This is a genomic window from Micromonospora costi (genome assembly GCF_003626655.1).
In the GTDB taxonomy this organism is placed as follows: domain Bacteria; phylum Actinomycetota; class Actinomycetes; order Mycobacteriales; family Micromonosporaceae; genus Micromonospora; species Micromonospora costi.
In genome coordinates this window covers 161280-184633 of the sequence record NZ_RBAN01000005.1, presented here as the reverse complement: position 1 = coordinate 184633, position 23354 = coordinate 161280, and the positions used below count along the sequence as shown (strand labels likewise).

At 70.7% G+C, this 23354-nt stretch carries 16 protein-coding genes; 13 read left to right on the top strand and 3 right to left on the bottom strand.

Annotated features, from left to right (window positions below; translation table 11 throughout):
* Positions 1-299 precede the first annotated feature (299 nt).
* The 11 genes from D7193_RS26510 to D7193_RS26460 all read left to right on the top strand — a co-directional run bounded on the left by D7193_RS26510 (position 300) and on the right by D7193_RS26460 (position 17783).
* Positions 300-3398: a beta-L-arabinofuranosidase domain-containing protein gene (locus D7193_RS26510; RefSeq protein WP_241563498.1), complete on the top strand. Its 3099-nt coding sequence runs from the start codon at positions 300-302 to the stop codon at positions 3396-3398.
* A 391-nt stretch (positions 3399-3789) separates the two neighbouring features.
* Positions 3790-5487 (top strand): ribulokinase, encoded by a 1698-nt coding sequence (gene araB / locus D7193_RS26505; protein ID WP_120782345.1) that lies wholly within the window; start codon positions 3790-3792, stop codon positions 5485-5487.
* A complete protein-coding gene (locus D7193_RS26500) occupies positions 5484-6164 on the top strand; it encodes an L-ribulose-5-phosphate 4-epimerase (protein WP_120782344.1) in 681 nt (226 codons plus the stop codon). Before araB ends, D7193_RS26500 begins: the two co-directional genes overlap by 4 nt.
* A gap of 148 nt (positions 6165-6312) precedes the next feature.
* Complete coding sequence (locus D7193_RS26495; protein ID WP_174242744.1) at positions 6313-7320, top strand: ABC transporter substrate-binding protein; 1008 nt, start codon at positions 6313-6315, stop codon at positions 7318-7320.
* A gap of 140 nt (positions 7321-7460) precedes the next feature.
* Positions 7461-9005, top strand: coding sequence for a sugar ABC transporter ATP-binding protein (locus D7193_RS26490; RefSeq protein ID WP_120782343.1), 1545 nt, complete (start codon positions 7461-7463; stop codon positions 9003-9005).
* 64 nt (positions 9006-9069) lie between these two features.
* Positions 9070-10143, top strand: coding sequence for an ABC transporter permease (locus tag D7193_RS26485; RefSeq protein ID WP_120782342.1), 1074 nt, complete (start codon positions 9070-9072; stop codon positions 10141-10143).
* Positions 10140-11135, top strand: coding sequence for a galactofuranose ABC transporter, permease protein YjfF (gene yjfF / locus D7193_RS26480; RefSeq protein WP_120782341.1), 996 nt, complete (start codon positions 10140-10142; stop codon positions 11133-11135). Before D7193_RS26485 ends, yjfF begins: the two co-directional genes overlap by 4 nt.
* A gap of 32 nt (positions 11136-11167) precedes the next feature.
* The gene (araA, locus tag D7193_RS26475) at positions 11168-12673 is read left to right on the top strand and encodes an L-arabinose isomerase (RefSeq protein ID WP_120782340.1); all 1506 of its coding nucleotides are present in this window, start codon (positions 11168-11170) and stop codon (positions 12671-12673) included.
* A 149-nt stretch (positions 12674-12822) separates the two neighbouring features.
* A complete protein-coding gene (locus D7193_RS26470) occupies positions 12823-13854 on the top strand; it encodes a LacI family DNA-binding transcriptional regulator (protein WP_120782339.1) in 1032 nt (343 codons plus the stop codon).
* A 136-nt stretch (positions 13855-13990) separates the two neighbouring features.
* Positions 13991-14995 carry an LCP family protein gene (locus D7193_RS26465; RefSeq protein WP_241563496.1) on the top strand — a complete coding sequence of 335 codons (1005 nt, stop codon included), beginning with the start codon at positions 13991-13993 and terminating at the stop codon, positions 14993-14995.
* Positions 14996-15293: 298 nt separating this feature from the next.
* Positions 15294-17783: a S8 family serine peptidase gene (locus D7193_RS26460; protein WP_147434460.1), complete on the top strand. Its 2490-nt coding sequence runs from the start codon at positions 15294-15296 to the stop codon at positions 17781-17783.
* Positions 17784-17888: 105 nt separating this feature from the next.
* On the opposite strand, the gene D7193_RS26455 is transcribed toward D7193_RS26460, so the two are convergent.
* The 3 genes from D7193_RS26455 to D7193_RS26445 form a co-directional block, all read right to left on the bottom strand.
* Positions 17889-18785, bottom strand: a complete 897-nt coding sequence (locus tag D7193_RS26455; protein WP_120782337.1) for an NAD-dependent epimerase/dehydratase family protein — start codon at positions 18783-18785, stop codon at positions 17889-17891.
* A gap of 66 nt (positions 18786-18851) precedes the next feature.
* Entirely contained in the window at positions 18852-20093 is a 1242-nt protein-coding gene (locus D7193_RS26450; protein ID WP_120782336.1) for a phospholipase D-like domain-containing protein, read from the bottom strand.
* A 107-nt stretch (positions 20094-20200) separates the two neighbouring features.
* Complete coding sequence (locus D7193_RS26445; protein WP_377456377.1) at positions 20201-20782, bottom strand: hypothetical protein; 582 nt, start codon at positions 20780-20782, stop codon at positions 20201-20203.
* A gap of 181 nt (positions 20783-20963) precedes the next feature.
* On the opposite strand from D7193_RS26445, the gene D7193_RS26440 reads away from it, so the two are divergent.
* Both D7193_RS26440 and D7193_RS26435 read left to right on the top strand, forming a co-directional pair.
* On the top strand, positions 20964-21941 hold the full coding sequence (locus tag D7193_RS26440; RefSeq protein WP_241563494.1) for a fatty acid desaturase: 978 nt from the start codon (positions 20964-20966) through the stop codon (positions 21939-21941).
* A 95-nt stretch (positions 21942-22036) separates the two neighbouring features.
* Positions 22037-23110 (top strand): hypothetical protein, encoded by a 1074-nt coding sequence (locus D7193_RS26435; RefSeq protein ID WP_120782334.1) that lies wholly within the window; start codon positions 22037-22039, stop codon positions 23108-23110.
* Positions 23111-23354: the final 244 nt, after the last annotated feature.

Below are 23354 nucleotides of genomic sequence, written 5' to 3'. Positions count from 1 at the left end.
GGGCGCGCCGCTTCCGCCGTACGCACCCGCGCCTCGCCACACCCGCCCGCTCCCCCGGTGGCACGGCCGGGCCTCCCGCGGACGGGCGGGACGAGGCGCACCGACACGTCCACGACGGGCCACCGAACGGTGAGCCGATCCCTGGCGACCGCACCGCCACCAGCGCGACACGAACGGCCGGCACCCGACCGGGCCTCGGCGACCCCCGAACACCCGCCGCGGGAACGCGCCCGTGAGCGGTGTGCGGAACCGGCGACGGCCGTCCACTCCCCCGTACCGATGTGGAAGGACGATCTTCAGTGGCCCCATCCGACAAGCTCTCCGTCAATCGACGTCAACTCCTCCAGGCATCGGCGGTCGGCGTGGCCGCGGCGGCAGGCGCCGCCGCGCTCCCGGCGGCCGCGCAGGCCGCCGTGGAGACCGGGGCGCCGGCCGGCCCCGCGGCGTCCCCCGCCGCGATCCCCGCGGACCCCGGCCCCGGCGGCACCGCCCCGGTGCGGCCGTTCCAGCTGCGCGAGGTGAAGCTGGGCGGGGGCCTGCTCCAGGAGAAGCGCGACCGCATCAAGGACTTCCTCCGGCAGTACGACGAGCGGCGCTTCCTCGTGCTGTTCAACAACCAGGCCGGGCGCCCGAACCCGCCGGGAGTGTCGGTGCCCGGCGGCTGGGAGGACGGCGGGCTGCTGAGCGGCCACTGGGCCGGACACTTCATGACGGCGCTGGCCCAGGCGTACGCCGACCAGGGCGAGCCGATCTTCAAGACGAAGCTCGACTGGATGGTCGGCGAGATCGCCGCGTGCCAGGCCGCGATCACCGCCCGGATGGGCACGGGCGGTCCGGGCGATGAGGACCCGGGCACCCCGCAGATCGGGCGGGTGCCGGGCCGGTTCGGCAACGGCCTGCGCCTCAACGGCCCCAGTCGGGCCCAGCACGTGACGCTGCCGCAGGAGGCGATCAGCCAGCTCGCCGACTTCACCATCGCCACCTGGGTGAACCTCGCCTCGGCCCAGAACTGGAGCCGGCTGTTCGACTTCGGTCAGAACACCACGGTCAACATGTTCCTCACCCCGCGCGCCGGCGTCACCGGCAACGCGCCGAGGTTCGCGATCACCGTCGGCGGCTCCGGTGGAGAGCAGCAGATCAACGGCAACGCCGCGCTGCCCACGAACGAGTGGGTGCACCTGGCCGTCACGCTGTCGCAGAACACCGGCACCCTGTACGTCAACGGTCAGGTCGCCGGCACGAACACGAACATGACCCTCAACCCGACCCATCTCGGGAACCCGGGGAACCGGTGGATCGGCCGCTCCCAGTACGGCGACCCGTTCCTGGACGCGACGATCGACGAGTTCCACATCTTCGACCGGGCCCTGAGCCAGGAGCAGATCCGGTCTCTGCTCGACTCGCCGGCCGGCACCACCGGGGGCGGGACCATCGCCTGGTACCGGTTCGACGAGGACGGCGGCACCACCATCGAGGACGCCTCCCCCAACGGCCGCGACGGCGGCATCGTGGCGAGCCAGAGCGGTGGCGCCGCCGCGTGGATCCCGACCCACCCCGGCTACGTGGGCGCCATCCCCGAGGACGCGGTGCTCCGGCTCGGCCCTCCGCGGTACGCCGTCTACGGCGGCAACGCGAGCACCAACACCTGGGCGCCCTGGTACACCCAGCACAAGATCATTCGTGGCCTGCTCGACGCGTACTACCACACCGACAACGCGACGGCGCTCGACGTGGTCGTCAAGATGGCCAACTGGGCGCACCTCGCCCTGACCGTCGGGGACAAGAACCATCCGGCATACACGGGCCCGATCACCCGGGACAACCTGAACTACATGTGGGACCTCTACATCGCCGGTGAGTTCGGCGGCGCGAACGAGGTCTTCCCCGAGATCTACGCGCTCACCGGCGACGCGCGGCACCTGGAGACGGCCAAGTGCTTCGACAACCGGGAGTCGCTGTTCGACGCCTGCGTCGAGAACCGGGACATCCTCGTCGTGACCCCGGAGAACCGTCCCGGCCGTCGCCGGCCCGACCGGCTGCACGCCAACACGCACGTGCCGCAGTTCATCGGGTACCTGCGCGTCTTCGAGCACAGTGGCGAGCAGGAGTACTTCCAGGCCGCGAAGAACTTCTTCGGCATGGTCGTCCCGCACCGCATGTTCGCCAACGGGGGCACGAGCGGCAACTACCCCGGATCCAACAACAACATCGAGTTGTTCCAGAACCGGGACAACATCGCCAACGCGATCGCCCAGGGCGGCGCGGAGACCTGCACCACGTACAACCTCATCAAGCTGGCCCGCAACCTGTTCCTGCACGAGCACGACCCCGCCTACATGGACTACTACGAGCGGGGCCTGATCAACCAGATCACCGGTTCGCGTGCCGACACGGCGAGCGTGAGCAACCCGCAGGTCACGTACTTCCAGCCGTTGACGCCGGGCGCCAACCGCAGCTACGGCAACACCGGCACCTGCTGCGGCGGGACGGGCCTGGAGAACCACACGAAGTACCAGGAGACGATCTACTTCAAGTCCGCCGACGGCGGCACGCTGTGGGTCAACCTGTTCGTGCCGTCCACCCTGACCTGGGCCGAGAAGGGCTTCACCGTCACGCAGGAGACGAGCTTCCCGCGGGACGACCGCACGAAGCTGGTCGTGAACGGCAGGGGCCGGCTCGACATCAAGCTGCGGGTCCCGGGCTGGACGGAGAAGGGCTTCTTCGTCTCGGTCAACGGCGTCGCCGTCGACGTCGACGCGAAACCGGGCAGCTACCTGACGCTGAGCCGGGACTGGAACCCGGGCGACACGATCGACGTGCGGATGCCGTTCAGCATCCGGGTCGAGCGGGCGCTGGACCGTCCCGACACGCAGGCGCTCTTCTGGGGGCCGGTCCTCCTGCAGATCCTCGGCAACCCGGGTGGCGGCAGCTACCGCGAGCTGACGCTCTACCGCCACCTCAAGCGCGACGGCGACTACGCGCGTGCGGGGGTCACCCACGCCGGCGCGACCCCGGCCGGTGACCCGCTCTTTGCCACGCACGGCTTCACCCTGCGGCCGTACTACATCAGCGACACCCAGCCCGTGTCGTCGTACTTCCGCCGGGTCGAGCCGACGATCGTGTTCGGCTCGATCGACACCGGGGTGCCGAACCACAAGCGCAACGACGGCCTGCCGCACTACGACGTGCCCGTGACGGGGATCCCGTCCCCCGGCACGGACGGCCCGACCTTCCTCGACCTGGTGTGGGACGAGGCGCCGTTCGCCGACCACGGCCAGTTCGTCTCGACCGTCGCGCGTACGGCGGAGGCGTTCCTCCAGGCTGGGACCTTCACCGAGGCGGAGAAGGATCTCGTGGTCTCCCACGCCGCGCGGGCGAGCCGGGAGCTCGCTCCGTAGGACCCGTCCACGTTCCACGCGCCAGGCGGCGGCCCGGTCCTCGACCGGGCCGCCGCGGCGGGTGCGTGCCCCGCGCCCCGGCGCCCCACCCGCGTCGCGCCGGAGCCCGTGCCGCGCCGTCGGGGTCCGGCGCACGGTCGCCGCCGCCGGGTCCCGGAGTGTGAGCGCTAACAGGCAGTCGGGCGGACACGCAGGTCAATGGCCTGCCCGACGCGGCACGGGCCCGGGCCCGATCTGCCGGCCATCCTGTCCACAACCACCGGGTGGAGATCGGCCGACGACGCCTGCCCCCCGAGCGGCGGCCACAGCGTTACGAGCCTGTTTCCAACCCGGTCTTGACGCGTTCGATGTGAGCGCTAACACTATGGCCAGCAGGCGAGCGGAGGATGACATGAGCGTTTCGTCCGAGCCGGACGACCGGTACGTCGTCGGCGTCGACTTCGGAACGTTGTCGGGGCGGGCCCTGGTGGTGCGCGTCCGCGACGGCGCCGAGCTGGGCACGGCGGTGCACGCGTACCGCAGCGGTGTCATGGACTCGGCGCTGGCCGCCGACGGGCAGCCGCTGCCGGCCGACTGGGCCCTGCAGGACCCCGACGACTACCGTGACGTGCTGCGGCACGCCGTGCCCGCGGCGCTGGCCGCGAGCGGTGTCGCGCCGGAGCGGGTCATCGGCATCGGGATCGACTTCACGGCCTGCACGGTGCTGCCCACCCTGGCCGACGGCACCCCGCTGTGCGAGCTGCCCGACCTGCGGACCCGCCCGCACGCCTACGTCAAGCTGTGGAAGCACCACGCCGCCCAGCACCAGGCCGACCGCATCAACGCCCTCGCCCACGAGCGGGGTGAGCCCTGGATCGGTCGCTACGGCGGCAAGATCTCGGCCGAGTGGCAGTACGCGAAGGCGTTGCAGCTTCTCGAGGAGGATCCCGAGGTCTACGGCCGGGCGGAACGGTGGATCGAGGCCGCCGACTGGATCGTCTGGCAGCTGTGCGGCGTCGAGACCCGCAACGTGTGCACCGCGGGCTACAAGGGCATCCACCAGGACGGCCGCTACCCGTCCCGGGAGTACCTGGCCGCGTTGAACCCGGACTTCGCCGACTTCGTCGAGAAGATCGACGGCCCGCTGGCACCGCTGGGCGGGCGCGCGGGCGGCCTCACCGCCCAGGCCGCAGCATGGACCGGCCTGCCCGAGGGCGTCGCCGTGGCGGTCGGCAACGTGGACGCCCACGTCACCGCGGCCGCCGCGCAGGCCCTCGACCCGGGCCGGCTGGTCGCCATCATGGGCACCTCCACCTGCCACGTGGTCAACGGCACGGAGCTGGCCGAGGTGGCCGGCATGTGCGGTGTCGTCGACGGCGGCATCAGCGCGGGTCACTGGGGATACGAGGCCGGCCAGAGCGGCGTCGGCGACATCTTCGGCTGGTACGTCGACCACGCCGCGCCCGAGGGCTACGCCTCGCACGAGCTGCTCACCGAGCAGGCCGCCGCGCAGCCGGTGGGCGCGCACGGGCTGGTGGCGCTGGACTGGTGGAACGGCAACCGGTCGTTGCTGGTCAACCACGACCTGAGCGGCGTGATCGTCGGTCTGACCCTGGCCACCCGCCCGGCCGACGTGTACCGGGCGCTGCTGGAGTCCACCGCGTACGGCACCCGCATGATCATCGAGGCGTTCGCCGAGGCGGGCGTGCCGGTCGACGAGCTGATCGTGGCGGGCGGGCTCACCGGCAACCGGCTGCTGATGCAGATCTACGCCGACGTCACGAACCGGCCGCTCGGCATCATCGGCTCGGCCCAGGGGCCGGCGCTCGGTTCGGCCATCCACGCGGCGGTCGCGGCCGGGGCCCACCCCGACGTGGCGGCGGCCTCGGCGGCCATGGGCCGGGTCGAACGCGACGCGTACCTGCCCGATCCCGAGCGGGTCCGCGCCTACGACGCGCTGTACGCCGAGTACCGGCGGCTGCACGACCACTTCGGCCGGGGCGGCGACGACGTGCTGCTGCGGCTGCGCGCCATCCGCAACGCCGCCCGGTCGGCGTCCGTTCCCACGCCGGCCGGCGAGGCCGCGCTCCCCCAGGAGGTGATGGCATGAGCGACGAGGTGGCCCGGCTGCGCGAGACGGTGGCCGCCCTGCACGCCGAACTGGTCAGGTACAACCTCGTGGCCTGGACCGCCGGCAACGTGTCGGCCCGGGTGCCGGGTCGGGACCTCATGGTGATCAAACCGAGCGGGGTGTCCTACGACGACCTCCGCCCCGGCAACATGGTGGTGTGCGACCTGGACGGTGTCGTGGTCGAGGGTGACCTGGCGCCGTCGAGCGACACGGCCGCGCACGCGTACGTGTACCGGGCCATGCCCGACGTCGGCGGCGTCGTGCACACCCACAGCGGCTACGCGACCGCCTGGGCCGCGTGCGGGGAGTCCATCCCCTGCCATCTCACCGCACAGGCCGACGAGTTCGGGGGTGAGATCCCGATCGGCCCGTTCGCCCTCATCGGCGGCGACGACATCGGCAAGGGCATCGTGGCCACCCTCACGGGGCACCGCTCGCCGGCCGTCCTGATGCGTAACCACGGCGTCTTCACCATCGGGCGCACGGCGAGGGACGCCGTCAAGGCGGCGGTCATGTGCGAGGACGTCGCCCGCACGGCCCACCTGGCCCGGACTCTGGGCGACCCGGTGCCGATCGCCCCCGAGGACATCGACTCCCTGTACGCGCGCTACCAGAACGTCTACGGGCAGACCACCATCCCGTCGGCGCGCCGGTAGCGCTCCCCCACCCCGGCCGGCGCCACCCGGGTGCGTCGGCTGGTCCACCGCACCCTCGTCGGGCACCTCCGACCGTCTGGCCGTCCGGCGCGACGGCACGACCAGGCACCACCAGGTACCCCACCTCATCGCCACAAGGAGTCAGCACATGAGGATCACCGGCAATTCCCTCACCCGCCGGCGGTTCGGCGCCATCATGGCGGCCGGGCTGCTCGCCACCGGGCTGGGCGCGTGCGCCAACAGCGACACCGGCAGCGGTGGCGGCGGCAACGACGACGGCAAAATCGTCCTCGGGTTCTCACAGGTCGGCGCGGAGAGCGGCTGGCGTACGGCGAACACCACCTCGATCAAGGAGGCCGCGACCGAGGCGGGCATCGAGCTGAAGTTCGACGACGCGCAGCAGAAGCAGGAGAACCAGATCAAGGCGATCCGCAACTTCATCCAGCAGAAGGTGGACGTCATCGCCTTCTCGCCGGTCGTGGAGTCAGGCTGGGACACCGTGCTCAAGGAGGCGAAGGACGCGAACATCCCGGTCATCCTGACCGACCGGGCGGTCGACTCGGCCGACAAGACGCTCTACAAGACCTTCCTCGGTTCGGACTTCGTCAAGGAGGGCCGGCTCTCCGGTGAGTGGCTGCTCGAGGAGACGAAGTCCGCGACCGGGCCGGTGAACATCGTGGAGCTGCAGGGCACCACCGGGTCGGCGCCGGCCAACGACCGGAAGAAGGGCTTCGCGGAGGCCATCGCCGCCAATCCCAACCTGAAGATCATCGCGTCGCAGAGCGGCGACTTCACCCGCGCCGGCGGCAAGGCCGTCATGGAACAGTTCCTCAAGGCGAACCCGAAGATCGACGTGCTGTTCGCGCACAACGACGACATGGGCCTGGGTGCCCTGGAGGCCATCACGGCGGCCGGCAAGGTCCCCGGCAAGGACATCAAGATCATCACCATCGACGCCGTCAAGGACGGCATGCAGGCCCTGGCCGACGGCAAGTTCAACTTCATCGCCGAGTGCAGCCCGCTGCTCGGGCCCCAGCTCATGGACCTGGTGAAGAAGGTGAAGGCCGGCGAGCAGGTGCCCGAGCGCATCGAGACCCAGGAGACCACCTTCACCCAGCAGTCGGCCAAGGAGGCCCTGCCGAACCGCAAGTACTGACCGACCGGCACGTCCGCCGGTGGGCGGTCGGGCCGGCGGTGTGGACCACACCGCCGGCCCGGCGCCCTTCCCCGCCGCCCCGGGGTGGGCCGGGCCGCCGCGGTCGCGCACCCGACGACAATCACGAAAGGTCTGGTGGGATGTCGGATAGGCCTCCGGTCCTGACGATGACCGCGATCAGCAAGTTCTTCCCGGGCGTCCGCGCCCTCGACGGCGTCGACTTCCGGCTGTTCCCCGGCGAGGTGCACGCCCTCATGGGCGAGAACGGCGCCGGCAAGTCCACTCTGATCAAGGTGTTGACCGGGGTGTACGGCGCCGATGCGGGGACGATCACCCTCGACGGCGCCCCCGTCTCCTTCTCGGGCCCGATGCAGGCCACCGCGGCCGGCGTGAGCACCGTCTACCAGGAGGTCAACCTCTGCCCCAACCTGTCGGTGGCGGAGAACATCTTCATCGGACGCCAGCCCGGCCGGCTCGGCTCGGTGCGCTGGCGCGAGATGCGCCGCCGCGCCAGCGCCCTGCTCGCCCGCCTCGACCTCGACATCGACGTCGGTGAGCTGCTCGGGAACTACTCCCTCGCCGTGCAGCAGATGGTGGCGATCGCGCGGGCCGTCGACGTGCAGGCCCGGGTGCTGATCCTCGACGAGCCCACGTCCAGCCTGGACAGCGACGAGGTGGCGCAGCTCATGCGCATCATGCGGCAGCTGCGCGACGAGGGCATCGCCATCCTGTTCGTCACGCACTTCCTCGACCAGGTGTACGGGATCGCCGACCGGATCACCGTGCTGCGCAACGGCCGCCTCGTCGGCGAGTACCCCACCGCCGAGCTGCCCCAGTTCGCCCTGGTCGAGAAGATGATCGGCAAGGAACTGGACACGCTGGAGCGCCTCGACGAGCGGGCCGGCCGGGACCGGGCCGCGGTCGAGGCGGCCGCGCCGGTCGTCGAGGCGACCGACCTCGGCCGCAGCGGGTCGGTCGCCCCGTTCAGCCTCACCATCCACCGGGGCGAGGTGGTCGGCCTGGCCGGGCTGCTGGGCTCGGGGCGGACCGAGGTCGCCCGGTTGTTCTTCGGGGCGGACCGCGCCGACCAGGGCCGCCTCGCCGTGGACGGCCGGCCGGCCAGCATCCGCGGGCCGATCGCGGCCATCGAACGGAACATCGCGTTCTGCTCGGAGAACCGGCGCACCGAGGGCCTGGTGGGCGAGCTGTCGGTGCGGGAGAACATCATCCTGGCGTTGCAGGCGGCCCGTGGCTGGCTGCGGCCCGTCCCGCGACGCCGGCAGGACGAGCTGGTACGCCGCTACATCGAGGCGTTGAGCATCCGCCCGGCGGATCCGGACATGCCGGTGCGCAACCTGTCCGGCGGGAACCAGCAGAAGGTCGTCCTCGCGCGGTGGCTGATCACGGAACCGCGCCTGCTGATCCTCGACGAGCCGACGCGCGGCATCGACATCGGCGCGAAGACGGAGATCCAGCGTCTCGTGGTGCAGCTTTCCGACGACGGCATGGCGGTGCTGTTCATCTCCGCCGAGCTGGAGGAGGTGCTGCGCCTCAGCCACAAGGTCGCGGTCATGCGCGACCGCCACCTGGTCACGGAGCTGGCCAACGACGAGAGCCTCGACGCCGAACGCGTCATGCGGGTCATCGCCAGCGGCGCGGAGCAGAAGGAGCGGGACGAGGCATGAGTGAACGGAACGCGGGAGCCGGTCCGGCGCTGCCGGGCCGCGCCGAGCGGAAGGAGGTGCGGGCATGAGCGACTGGCGGACACGCCTGCCGGCCGTCACCGGTCACCGGCTGTTCTGGCCGGTCGTGGCGCTGGTGCTGCTCCTGGTGGCGAACGCGATCTACCGGCCGAGTTTCCTGGCCGTCGAGGTCAAGAACGGTCACCTCTACGGCAGCCTCGTCGACATCGTGCGGCTCAGCGCCCCGCTCATCCTGGTCGCCCTGGGCATGACCCTGGTCATCGCCACCGGCGGCATCGACCTGTCCGTCGGATCGGTGGTCGCCGTCAGCGGGGCGGTGGCCTGCCTCTACATCAGCCGGCAGCCGGACCAGAACAGCCTCGGCAGCGTACTGGTGGCCCTCGCCATCGCCCTCGGGATCGCCCTGCTGCTCGGCCTGTGGAACGGGACGCTGGTCGCGGTCATCGGCATCCAGCCGATCATCGCCACCCTGATCCTGATGGTCGCCGGGCGGGGCCTGGCCCAGCTCATCACCTCCGGGCAGATCATCACCATCAACAGCGATCCCTACCGCATGATCGGCGTGGGGCACGTCCTGACCCTGCCGTTCGCGATCGTCATCGCGTTGGCGGTGACGCTGCTCGTGGCGCTGCTGACCCGTCGCACCGCACTCGGCATGATCATCGAGGCGGTCGGCGGCAACGCCGAGGCGAGTCGGCTGGCGGGCATCCGCGCACGGCGCATCAAGATCCTGGTGTACGTGGCGAGCGCCGCGTGCGCCGCCGTGGCCGGGTTCATGATGACCGCGAACGTCTCCAGCGCCGACGGCAACGCCGCCGGGCTGTGGGTCGAACTCGACGCGATCCTCGCCGTGGTCATCGGGGGCACCTCGTTGACCGGCGGCCGGTTCTCCTTCGGCGGCACCGTCGTGGGCGCGCTCCTCATCCAGACCCTCACGACCTCCGTCTACGCCATGAACATCGACCCGCAGACGTCGCTGCTGTTCAAGGCCATGGTGGTCATCGCGGTGTGCCTCGTCCAGGCGCCCGCCTTCCGCGCCCGGTTCCGTCGCCGGCGGTCGCGGGGAGCGGCACCGGCGGCCCCCGTCGGCGAGAACAGGAAGGAACAGGTGGCGGCATGAGCACCACCGAACTCACGGGACGACTGGCCCGGCCGGCGCGGTGGCGGCTGCCGCGCCGGCAGGTGCCGGTGCTGGTCAGCCTCGCGCTGCTCCTGGTCATGTACGCCATCGGCGTCTCGCAGTACCGCGCCTTCTCCAACATCCAGGTCATCTTCAACGTCTTCATCGACAGCGGGTTCCTGCTGGTCGTCGCGGTCGGCATGACGTTCGTGATCCTCACCGGCGGCATCGACCTGTCGGTCGGCTCGGTGGTGGCGATGACCGCGATGGTGTCGGCCGCGCTGCTGCGCGAGGGGATGCCCTCCGCCCTCGTCCTGCTGATCGCGCTGCTCATCGGCCCGACGCTCGGGTTCCTGATGGGCTGCGTCATCCACTTCTTCGAGATCCAGCCCTTCATCGTCACCCTCGCCGGGATGTTCTTCGCGCGGGGTCTGTGCACCTGGATCAGCTCGGTGTCGATTCCCATCACCGACGGCTTCTGGACGGGCGCCGCGCAGGAGCGGATCCGCATCGGCGAGAACTTCGTGACGGTCAGCGTCCTGGTCACGATCGCGGTGGTCGCGGTGGCCGCGTACACGCTCGCGTACACGCGGCTCGGGCGCAACGTGTACGCGATCGGCGGCAACCCGCAGTCCGCGCTGCTCATGGGCCTGCCGGTGGGTCGTACGCGGATCGCCGTCTACACCATCAGCGGGCTCTGCTCGGCCATCGGCGGCATCCTGCTGTCGTTCTACACCCTGTCGGGTGCGCCGCTGATCGCCGTCGGCATGGAGCTGGACGCGATCGCCGCAGTGGTGATCGGCGGCACCCTGCTCACCGGCGGCGCCGGCTACGTCCTCGGCACCGTGCTGGGTGTGCTGGTGCTCGGCGTGATCCAGACCCTGATCACCTTCGACGGCACGCTCAACTCCTGGTGGACCAAGATCGTGATCGGCGGCCTGCTGTTCGCGTTCATCGTGCTCCAACGCCTCCTCGGCTTCCGCAAGAAGTAGTCCTCCACCCGATGATCGGAAGGCAGACCCCCATGACCCGCCCATCCCCGGCCCCCGAGGTCTGGTTCCTCACCGGCAGCCAGGGCCTCTACGGCCCGGAGACCCTGCGTCAGGTGGCCACCCAGTCGCAGCAGATCGCCGCGCACCTCGACGCCGACCCCGCCATTCCCGCCCGGGTGGTCTGGAAGCCCGTGCTCACCTCGAGCGCGGAGATCCTGGCCGTCTGCCGCGACGCCGCCGTCCAGGGAGCCGTCGGGGTCATCGCGTGGATGCACACGTTCTCGCCGGCGAAGATGTGGATCTCCGGTCTCGACGCGCTTCGTACTCCCCTGCTGCACCTGCACACCCAGGCGAACGTCGCGCTGCCGTGGTCCGAGATCGACATGGACTTCATGAACCTGAACCAGGCCGCCCACGGCGACCGGGAGTTCGGGTACGTGCAGACGCGGCTCGGGGTGGCCCGCAAGACGGTCGCCGGCCACGTGAGCAACCCCCAGGTCGTGGCGCGGATCGCGGCATGGACCCGGGCCGCCGTCGGGTACTCCGCGATGCGGTCGCTGCGGCTGGTCCGCTTCGGCGACAACATGCGGGACGTGGCGGTGACCGAGGGCGACAAGGTCGAGGCGGAGCTGCGGTTCGGCGTCTCCGTCAACACGTACGGGGTGAACGACCTGGTGACCGCCGTCGACGCGGTGCCCGACGCCCGGATCGACGACCTGGTCAAGGAGTACGACGACGCGTACCGGCTGGACCCGGTGCTGCGGCCCGGCGGTGACCGGCACGACTCGCTGCGGTACGCCGCGCGGATCGAGGCGGGGCTGCGGGACTTCCTCACGGCCGGCGGCTACGGCGCCTTCACCACCAACTTCGAGGACCTCGGCGGGCTGCGGCAGCTGCCCGGCATCGCCGTGCAGCGGCTGATGGCCGACGGGTACGGCTTCGGCGGCGAAGGTGACTGGAAGACGTCGGTGCTCGTGCACACGCTCAAGGCCATGTCGGTGGGGACGAGCGGCGGCACCTCGTTCATGGAGGACTACACGTACGACCTCACCCCCGGCCAGGAGGTCGTCCTCGGCGCGCACATGCTGGAGGTGTGCCCGAGCATCGCCGCCGCGACGCCGAGCGTGGAGATCCATCCGCTGGGCATCGGCGGGCGCGAGGACCCGGTGCGGCTGGTGTTCGACGCCCGTCCCGGCCCCGGCGTGGTGCTCGGGCTGGCCGACATGGGTGAACGCTTCCGCCTGGTCGCCAACGAGATCGACGTGGTCGCCCCGCCGCAGCCGCTGCCGAAGCTGCCCGTCGCCCGGGCCGTTTGGCGTCCCCGGCCGAGCCTGCCCACCTCCGCGGAGGCGTGGCTCACCGCGGGGGCGCCGCACCACACGGTCCTGTCGCAGGCCGTCGGCGTCGAGGAGCTGCACGACCTCGCGGAGATGAACGGCACCGAGCTGGTCGTCATCGACGCGGACACGACCCCGCGGCGCCTGGCCCACGAGATCCGCTGGAACCAGGCCTACTACCGGTTGGCCAGGGGGTTCTGAGGGTTTCGCCGGCGCCGGGTCGATCATGGTGCGCCCCCTGTCCGGGGGCACACCGACGGCTCCGCCCCCTGCGGGCAGGCCGGTTCCGGCCGCAGGTGGGAGGCCGTTTCCGGCACCGGTGGCGGGGCTACGATGACCATGAGGGGGACATGACGATGCACCAGCAGCCGCCCGCGCGCGCCGCCGTCATGAGCGACGTCGCACGGCTCGCCGGCGTTTCTCACCAGACCGTGTCCCGGGTGTTGAACAACCACCCGAGCGTCCGCCAGGAGACGCGGGAACGCGTGCTGCGCGCCGTACACCAGCTCAACTACCGTCCCAACGCCCTGGCCCGCGGCCTGGCGGCGCGACGGTCCAAGGTCATCGGCGTGGTGAGCTTCGACACCATCCTCTACGGCCCGGCCGCCACCCTGCTCGGTGTCGAGCGTGCGGCCCGCGCCGCCGGCTACGGGATCAGCATCGTCACGCTGGAACGCCTCGACCGGTCCGGTGTGACGTCCGCCATCAACGCCCTGACCGACCAGTCGGTGGCCGGTGTGGTGCTCATCGCGCCCATGGTCAGCGCCGCGGTCGCCCTGCACGGCCTGCCCACCGGGGTGCCGGCGGTCGTCGTCGAGCCGGGCGGCGACGGCGAGCTGCCCAGCGTGGCGGTGGACCAGGTGGCCGGCGCCCGGCTGGCCGTCGAGCACCTCCTCGCGCTCGGACACGAGACGGTGCTGCACATCGCCGGCCCTCGGGACTGGCTGGAGGCCCGGGACCGGGTCGAGGGGTGGCGGCTGGCCCTGGAGGCGGCCGACCGCCGCGTGCCGCCGGTCATCACCGGTGACTGGAGCCCGCGGGCGGGCTACGAGATCGGCCAGTCCCTCGCCGACCGCCGGGACGTCACCGCTGTCTTCTGCGCCAACGACCACCAGGCGCTCGGCCTGCTCCGGGCCCTGCACCAGCGGGGCGTACGGGTGCCGGAGGACGTGAGCGTGGTCGGTTTCGACGACATCCCCGAGGCCGAGTACCTCTCCCCTCCCCTCACCACCGTCCGGCAGGACTTCGACGAGGTGGGCCGGCGCTGCGTGGCGGCCCTCCTCGACCTGCTGGACGCCGACCCGGCGGGCCGGCGGGCACACCCGTCCCCGGTCGAACCGACGCTCGTGGTGCGGGCGAGCAGCGGCGGCCGGGCGTCCTGACCCCGGGCGCGCGGGCCGCGGCGCCCGGGCACAGGAGACGCTCCGCTCACGTCGAGCTACCTTTCAGGTTGGCCGGTTACGGTCCGTGACGGTCACGGGCCGGATCATGCCGCCGGCCGGAGAAAGGGGCAAACGGGTGCGACGACGTCGGCGGATTCTGCTCGGCACACTGGCGGCCCTGCTGGTGCTGGTCGGTGGCGGCATCATCGGGATCGCCACGTACGGCCGTTCGCTCGACGGCAACCTGGCCCGCACGGACGCGTTCGCCGGGCTCCCCGAGAACGCCCGCCCCACACAGACGGTCACCGGCGCCATGAACGTGCTGCTGCTGGGCAGCGACTCTCGCGACCCGGACAAGACGGCCGACTCGCGGACCGACACGATCATGCTGATGCACCTCGACGCCGACCACCAGAAGGCGGAGGTGATCTCGATCCCCCGCGACACCTGGGTCTTCGTCCCCCGCTCGCCCGACGGCCGGCACGGCAACACCATGGCGAAGATCAATTCGGCGTACGCCTGGGGCGGCACCCCGCTGACCGTGCAGACCGTGGAGTCGTTCACCGGCGTGCACGTCGACCACGTGGCCCTGGTGGACTTCGCCGGCTTCGCGCAGGTGGTCGACGCCCTCGGCGGCGTCGACCTCACGATCGAGAAGACAATCACCTCGATCCACGCGCCCCACCGCACGTTCCAGAAGGGCACCCGTCACCTCGACGGCGCGTCCGCGCTCGACTACGTACGCCAGCGCTACCAGTTCGCCGACGGTGACTTCAGCCGGGAACGGCACCAGCGCGAGTTCCTCCAGGCGCTGCTCGACCGCGCCGCCGGCATCGGCACCCTGTCGAACCCGGTCAAGCTCAACGCGTTCCTCCAGGCCGTCACCCGGTCGGTGACCGTCGACGAGCACTTCGACCTGGTCAACGTCGCCCTGGAGCTGCGGGACCTGCGCAGCGACGACCTCACCTTCCTGGGCAGCCCGAGCGCCGGGACGGGGATGAAGAGCGGCCAGAGTGTGGTCCTGCCGGACACCACCAAGGCCAAGGCCCTCTACCAGGCGGTCGCGGACGACACGGTGCAGGACTACCTGACCACCACGGCGTCGCCGGCCCCGACGTCCACCGCCGCCCCCCTGCGCTGACCCCCATCCCGGTCAGGCCCGCCTGGACGCTCGTTCTGTGCGCTGTCAATGACCGATCGCTCCGGAACCGGCGATCTGGTCGTCGCGAACGCGAATCGGTCGGCTCGCGGTCCAGCGCCGGCGGCGATCGTGCGACAGGCGTAGGAGCCGACGGCCGCCATCTTCCACAGGTGTCCGATGACCTGCCGCACGTCGGTCCGTAGGTTCGGTTCGACGTTTTGGCGACCGACCCGTGTCTGTGCCGACGAGGGACCTCGAGCCGCTGGTCGACGGGCGGTGTGGCGAGGAGGAGCACCAGATGCGAAGAGGGAAGCTTGCCTGGCGCGGCTCCGTGCTGGCCCTGGCGGTCATGGCCGCCGGCCTGCCGGAGACCGGCGCCCTGGCCGGGCCGGGGGCCGGCGAACGCCCGGCCAGCGCGCCTTGGTCGCACCCGGAGGACTGCGCGCAGTGGTCGTACCCGGACGACCCCGGCTTTGTCGCCACGAACCCAGCGGAACTAGATGCCGCTAAAGCCAGTTGGGAAACGCCGGAATATGGCAATTATACCGGCCATAATCCGGCTACTCCTGGCACGGCTGTCAACTCCCCATGGCAGCTCACCGCGGTGAACGCGTCCACCGCCTACGCGTTGGGGTACTGCGGGCAGGGCGTCACGCTGGGCATGATGGATTCGGGCTACAGGACGACACACGAAGCATTTCAGACCGAGCGGATCGAGCCGGTGACAGGGGAGGGCGTCTACGGCACGTCCGGCTACGGGTATCGTGGCGCGACCCCGGCGAACCCTTTCACTGCGGGCGAGTGGTTCACCGTGGCCGGTGATCAGGCGAGAACAAGTGACTACTCGCACGGGACCGGCATGCTCGGGGTCACCTCCGGAATGCGCGACGGTACGGACCAGCACGGCATCGCCTTCGGATCGAAGATGTACGTTGCCAAGACCGGCGGTTCCGACAGCCAGTCCCACGGCCCCTTCCACGATTACGTGTACTGGCACACAGCCAACAAGGCCCTGGTCGACGCGGGCGCCCAGGTCATCAACAGCAGTTGGGGCTCCTATGTCCAGACTCTCGACAGAACCCGTTATGACGGCCTGGGCAACGACCTCGGAGTCAACGGCAACCGCGCCAACGCCTACCAGGTGAGGGGCAAAGACAGCGCCAGCGCCACGGCAATGGCGACCATCATCCCCAACGAGTACCTGAAGGATCTGGAGTACCAGTACTTCTTCTTCAAGAAAAGCTATTCGCAAGGCGGCATCCAATACAATCCGACGTACCCCGGACTTTCCTTCATGGACGCCATCTGGGACGCCATCAAGGACAGCGGTACCGTCAACGTGAGGTCGGCCGGCAACAACGACTGGAGCAACCCATACTTCCGCCCGGCGTATCCCTTCTTCAATCCCGTGGCGGAAAAGCAGTGGGTAGCCGTCGGCGGGGTGCAACCGCCCACCGCGGCCAATCCCGAATACACGAAGCAGTTCGGGTACAACGAGGCGGGGCTCGCCAAGTGGTGGAACGTGTCCACCCCTTCCAACAACGTTCGGACCACGAGCAGCAGTGGTGACACCAACTATTCGAACTCAAGCGGCACGTCACCGGCGACGCCCGTTGCGACAGCGGCGATGGGGGTTCTGCTCTCCCGCTATCCGAACATGGACGCCAAGCAGGTGCGTGACCTGATGTTCACCACGGCGAACAACAAGATGTCCGACGGCGTGAAATTCCTCGGCACCGGGCAGACCTCCCCCTCGGGGGAATCCATCGCCTGGACCGCTCCCGACGGCCTTCCGGACGAACGCTGGGGCTGGGGGATCCCCGATCTGGCCAAGGGCATGTACGGCCCCGGCCAGCTCCTGAGCCCCATGACCTACAACATGGACAAGGCACCCCTGGACGTCTGGTCGAACGACATCAGCCAGATCGCGATCAAGGAGAGGGAAAGGGAAGATCTGGAGTGGCTGGCGGGCTACAAGGAGCACGGCATCGCCTACGCCGGTGACTTCAGCCCCAACGTGCTGAACCCGGACGGCACGCTTGACGACCAGGCCTTCATGCTCCAGGGCATTCTGGGTGATCCCGCCATCCAGGCCATCACCAACGGCCACCCCGAGTTGTACGACAAGATCGCCTATGAGGACGCCGTCAAGTGGCGCAAGGAATGGATGGACGCGCGCGCGGCCTACATTCAGAACAACATCGACAACAACCTCTACACGGCTTCGCTGACCAAGCAGGGCCCCGGCACGCTGATCATGACGGGCGACGAAACCTACGAGGGCGGCACGACGGTTGAAGGCGGCAAGCTTTCGATCACCGGCTCGCACGCAAGCTCGATCGACGTCACGGGCGGCACGTTCGGCGGCAGTGGCAGCGTGGGTGGCAGCGTGACCGTCACCAGCGGCGTGCTACGGCCCGGGCTCGCGTCTGACGAGGCCGCGCAGCTCACCGGCACCTCCGCGGGCAACGTCATGAACGTCGGCGGGAACGTGACCGTCGGCAGGCAGGGTCGCGTCGCCGTCACGATCTCCGGCGACGGGGACTACACGAGCGTCCGGGCGGCGGGCAAGTTGGTGCTGGACGGCGAGCTGGACGTGGACGTGCGGGGCACGCTGACCCCGGGCACCGTGTTCACGATCATGAGCGGTAGCTCGGTCAAGGGCGCCTTCCACGCGCTGCCCGAGAATCGGGCCCTGAACGTGGGCGGTTACCTGTTCCGGGTGTCCTACAAGAACAACAGCATGACGCTGACCGTCATGCACCCGGTGCCGAACAACGGGAAGTAGGCCGTGATCTGCGGCTCGACCATGGTCGAGCCGTGGTGACGGGACCGTGAGGAAAGGTGGGCCGCGACGCCGAGATCGGCGTCGCGGCCCACCAATTCGTTCGGGTCAGACGTGGTCGCGCCAGGAGTGCCGGGGCTCGTAGCCCAGCAGCCGTCGCGCCTTGTCGATGCTGAGCAGCGTCTCGTGCTCGCCGAGTTCCTTGCGGATCTCGACGCCCGGGTAGACCTCCGCCATGAGGGCGGCGCTGGACCTGCTCATGACCGTGTCCGCGTTGGCGATCACGAAGACCTCGGCGCCGGGCCGGTCGTACGCGAGGGCCCGCTCCACGGCCTGGGCCCCGTCGCGGGCGTCGATGTAGCCCCACAGGTTCCAGCGGCGCAGCCGCGGGTCCGCGTCGAAGGACGGGAACTGGGCGTAGTCCTCGACGTCCATGACGTTGGAGAAGCGCAGCCCCACCATGGTCAGCTCGGGGTCCCAGCGGCAGAAGTGCCGCGCCATCTCCTCCTCGAGCGCCTTGTTCAGCGAGTAGGTCGTCTCGGGGCGCGGCGGGTACTCCTCGTCGACGGGCGCGTACGGCGGCGGGGTGTCGAACGGCAGCCCGAGCACCGTCTCGCTCGACGCCCACACGACCGTCTTGATGCCGGCGGCCCTCGCCGCGGCGAAGACGTTGTACGTGGCGGCCGAGTTGTTGGCGAAGGTGGCCGCGTTGGCCAGCAGCCCCGGCGCCGGGATCGCCGCCAGGTGCACGACCGCGTCAGCCCGGCCCGCGTGCTCGTCGGTGCCGCCGGTGAACGCCTCCACCACCTGCCCGTAGTCGGTGAGGTCGGCGAGGAGGAACTCGCCGTCGACGTCGCGCGGGTCGCGCCCGCCGGCGCGGTCCACCGCCAGCACGTTTACGCCCCGGTCACGCAGGTGCGCCACCACGGCTCTGCCGAGTTTGCCGGTGGCGCCGGTGACGACGACGCGCGCGGGAAGGGCCGATGCGGAGACGGGCTCGGTCATACGCACATCCTGTCCTGCACTGCGGCCCGCCCTGCACCGGGGGCTCCCCGGTCCGCGGCGGTCACGTCAGGACCGGCACGGGAAGGTGCTCTTCGCGCAGGTGACCCCGGTGTTGTACGCGTCGTTGAAGTGCGTGTAGTAGGCGTCGTAGAGCGGGTGCGTGCTGCCGGTCTCCGGTGCCATCTTCACGAACAGCTCGTCGTTCTCGTTGAGCGCGTCCTGGGTCCAGTTCTGGGAGCCGGTGTAGACGCGGTACTGCGCGGCTCCGCCGTACCTGCCGTACGCCACGAAGAACTTGTCGTGCACCTTGTCCTTACGGCGGATCGCGACCCCGGCATCGAGCAGCTGGTTGTAGACCGACTGGCTCATCGCGATGCCGCCGTCGGCGTTGGTGCCGATGACCATCCACACCTTGCATCCGGCCGCGCGGAAGTGGGTGACCAGGTTGACGATCCCGGGACGGCCGGTGGTCACCGAGGCCATGCCCACGCGCAGCCGGCAGTCGGCGTCCGGCGTCAGGTCGTTGAGACGGGTGACGATGGTGTCGGTCTGCCCGGCGCCTTCGGGGGACGCGTACGCGTCGGCCACCGCCGCCTGGTAGTAGCCGCGGCCGGAGGCGGAGTCGTAGTAGTCGTTGCCGCTGTAGTGCCGGCGGTTCCACATGTCGGTGAAGTTGGCGTTGATCCCGGCGGCGAACGCGGCGTCGCCGTAGACGGTGATGGCGTTGTTGAACGCGTCCGGGCCGGTCGCGTAGGTGAGGTTGCTCGACCCGAACCAGACGACGTTGCCGCGGGCGACGCCGTCGGGGTCGGTCGTGGCGGTGAAGGTGAACACCTTGGTGTGCATGTCACCGTCGGCGCTGGTGCTGATGCAGCCGTGACCACCGTTGCCGTTCAGGCAGAACTGGTGGTTGCTCAGCTGCCTGATCGTCGCCACGGCCGGGTCGGTGGACGCCGCGTTCTTGCCGTCGAGGAGTGCCAGCACGGTGACACCGCGGCCCTGGGCACGCAGCAGCGCGTCGGCGACGGAGTCGACGCTGATGGAGTGGATCGCACCGCGGATCGTGGAGCCGGCGGGCGCCGCGTCGATCAACCGTTGCAGTTCGTTGACGATGGTGTAGTCACGCCCGGCGGTCGGATCGGTGAAGTGTGCCCACACCGGGTAGCCGGCCAGGGTCGTCGACGCGGTGGAGATGCCGGCCGCCACGGGTGCGGCCGACGCGACTCCGGTCGGTGTCAGGACGCACAGCGCGACGAGTGAGCACACCAGGGTACGGCGGATCGCGCCGCCCACACGACTCATGATCATGAGCCGAATGCTCGTCGCTATATTTCCGGCTGTCAATGTCAGGCGGCGAAATTCTCCATGAACGGCGACCCGCCGGGGTGTCGCCGGCGGGGTGGCACCAGCGGGGGTCAGCCCTCGGTACGGTCGTCGATCTCGGTGCCGGACTCGCCGGGTTGGGCGCCGATCGCCTCCTCGGCGGCGCGCCCGCCGGTGCTCTCGTCCCCCAGGTCCAGGCTGCTACGCGACAGGCCCGACAGCCCGGCAGGATCCCGATCCTCGCCCTGGACGCCCCGCGCGTCCTGCGCCCGGTCCTCGATCACCGAGTCGCCGCGTCGCGCGCCGACCGCCTCCTCGGCGGCCCACCCCCCGGTGCTCTCGTCCCCCAGGTCCAGGCTGCTACGCGGCAGGCCCGATAGCCCGGCGGGGTCCTCGGTCGGCTGGTCGACGCCCTCGGTGGCCGCCGTCTGGGCGCCCGGCCCACCAGCGGACTCGCGGCGTCCCACGCCCTCGCCGTGGTACACGCCCGACGTCCGGGCGGGGTCCTGCTCGGCGAGGTTCGTGTCGGGCCGGCCGTCCGGCTCGGCGAGTCCCGCCCGGCGTAGCATCTCGACCAGCTCGTCGTGCGGCATGCGGTCGGTGTCCGGTATCCCCGCGCCGCGGGCGATGGACCGCAAGGTGGTCAGGTCCTGGTCCGCGAAGGTCTCGGCCATGCCCACTGGCTTCCCGGACGCCGGGGAGGGAAACCCGGGATCGGCGTCGGACGGTCACCCACCGGTCGTCCCCTTTCGTCCATCCCGTCCGCGTCGGCGCTCCGGCGACGTCGCCGTCCGTACGCGCAATCGTCGTCACGCCGTGGTGTTCGGAGCGCGCCGCGTCCCCTACATTTCGGCTGTGTCAAGCCGTGCGTCGGCCGCAGCCCGCGGTTCCGACCACACCGTCACCTCCGTGGTGCTGGTCGCCACCGCGCTCGGCGTCCTCTGTCTCCAACTGGTGGTCCTTCCGCTGTGGCTGCTGCCGTCGAACCCGACCTGGGGATGGCTGCTCGCGCCGCTGGCGCTGCTCACCACGCCGTACTGGTCGCTCCTGCACGACGCGATCCACGGCACGCTGTTGGCGCGCCGCACCTGGAACGACCGCTGCGGACGCGCCCTCGCGGTCGGCTACGGCGCGCCGTTCGCCCTGCTGAAGACCGGTCATCTGCTGCATCACCGGTACAGCCGCACACGGCGGGAACGGACCGAGGTCTACGACCCGGCGACGACCCGGTGGGCGGCGGTCGCGCCCGGCTACTACCTGCGTCTGGTCGGCGGCCTCTACCTCGCCGAGGTGGCCACGGTGCTGCTCGCCGCCGCGCCCGCGCGCGCCTGGCGGCACCTGGCCCGCCGCCTCGACTCGCCGGACACGGTGACCGGTCTCCTGCTCGACGGCGTGCGCCGCCGGCACCTGCGCCAGTTCCGGGTCGACGGGCTCGCGGTGGTCCTCGTGCACGGCGCCGCCGGCGTCGCGTACGGGCGGCACGTCTGGATGCTGGGGGCGGCGCTCGCGGCCCGCGCCGTGCTGATCTCCGTCGCGGACAACGCCTACCACTACGGCACGCGCCTGGAGGCGTCGCTGGAGGCCATGAACCTGCGGCTGCCCCGGGCGTTGGAGACGTTCGTGCTCGCGTTCAACCTGCACGGTGTGCACCACCGGCACCCCGGTCTGCCCTGGCACGAGCTCCGGCGCGCGTTCACCGCCGACGCCGACCGGTTCCACCTCGGCTGGTTCGACGCGGTCGGGCGTCAGGTACGCGGGCCGATCCCGGCCACGGCGCCCGAGGTGGAACCGGCAGCCACCCGGGTGGCGCCGGCCGATCCCAGCCGTCGATAGTCGGCTGTCCATTCTTCGCCGGGTCGACACCCGGCGGGCGTCCGGACGCACAATGATCCATCGCGGTCAATCCATTCCGGACGCAGGAGCACACCATGCTCGACAGAAGCAGCACGACGGGCCGATCCCGGATCGCGAGGGCACTGACGGCGGCGGGCGCCGTGGTGACCCTCGCGGCGGCACACCTCGCGGCGCCCGCGCCCGCGAGCGCCGCGGTCAGCCGGGCCGAACTCGCCCTCCGGTGGGCGCCCATCCACTACCAGGACGTCGACGCGACCGGCAGCCACGCGCTGGGCGGCCAGGCCGACTACATCGCCCGGGTCGACTTCGACGGCGACCTGAACGGCCGCAACAACTGGGACCGGGCCGGCCAGGCCGGCACCTCGCTGGCCGCGCACGCCTACTACTCCGTCGTGGAGACCAACACCCACTGGTACATCACGTACCTGTTCTTCCACCCCCGGGACTGGACCGACCACCCGTTCTTCGAGACCGAGCACGAGAACGACGGCGAGGGCGTGCTGTTCGCCATCGAGCGGGACGGCTCCCCGTACGGCGTCCTGCGCGCGGCGGTCACCGTGGCGCACAGCGACTTCTACTCGTACACGCCGAGCGGCAGCACCTGGACGAGCGGACGCGAGAGCGTCGACGGAACCCTCCAGTTCCAGACCTCGCCGCACGACACGTTCTCCCACCCCGTGACGGCTCAGGAGGCGCAGGGCCACGGCCTGAAGGCGTACCCGCAGTACTCGATCAACGGCGACGGGCTGGTCTACTACCCGTCGACCGTCGCCGAGACGCCGAGCAACGGCAACGACCGTGACGTGCGGTACCGGCTCGTCGACATCTTCGCCGCCGACGGGCTGTGGGCGCAGCGGGCGAACGCGACCCTGTTCGTGAGTCTCGGCACGTTCGCGGGCGACACGTCCGGCGACTGCGGCTCCGGCACGTTCGGCTGCTCGACCAACTCGGCCAACGCGCCCTGGGGCTGGGACGACGGCAACGACGTGCCGGCCCGCGGGGAACTGGCGAGCGACCCGGCGGAGCTGTCCGTCGAGTACTTCACGATTCCGGGCGGGCTGACCCGCACCTACACGTACAACCCGTACGCGGGCGCGGCGGCGGCCCTCGCCGAGGCCGCCCGGACGGCACCGCCGACCGTCGACTGATCGCCCAGGACGGCGGCGGCCGGCCCGTCGGGGCCCGCCGCCGCCGGTCCGGACCGCGCCGTCCCTCCCATCCGGCCCGCGCACGGACGACCTGCGTCTTCGCATCGACACACACCTTGCCCATCGATCGAGATGCGCCGATACTGGCGGACGTCGGTCGGAGGAAACGTGCGCTGACCGCGGCGGCTCCTTCGACGACGACGCCCTGGGCCATCGCCCACCGGTCTCGCCCGAGGAGGAGACT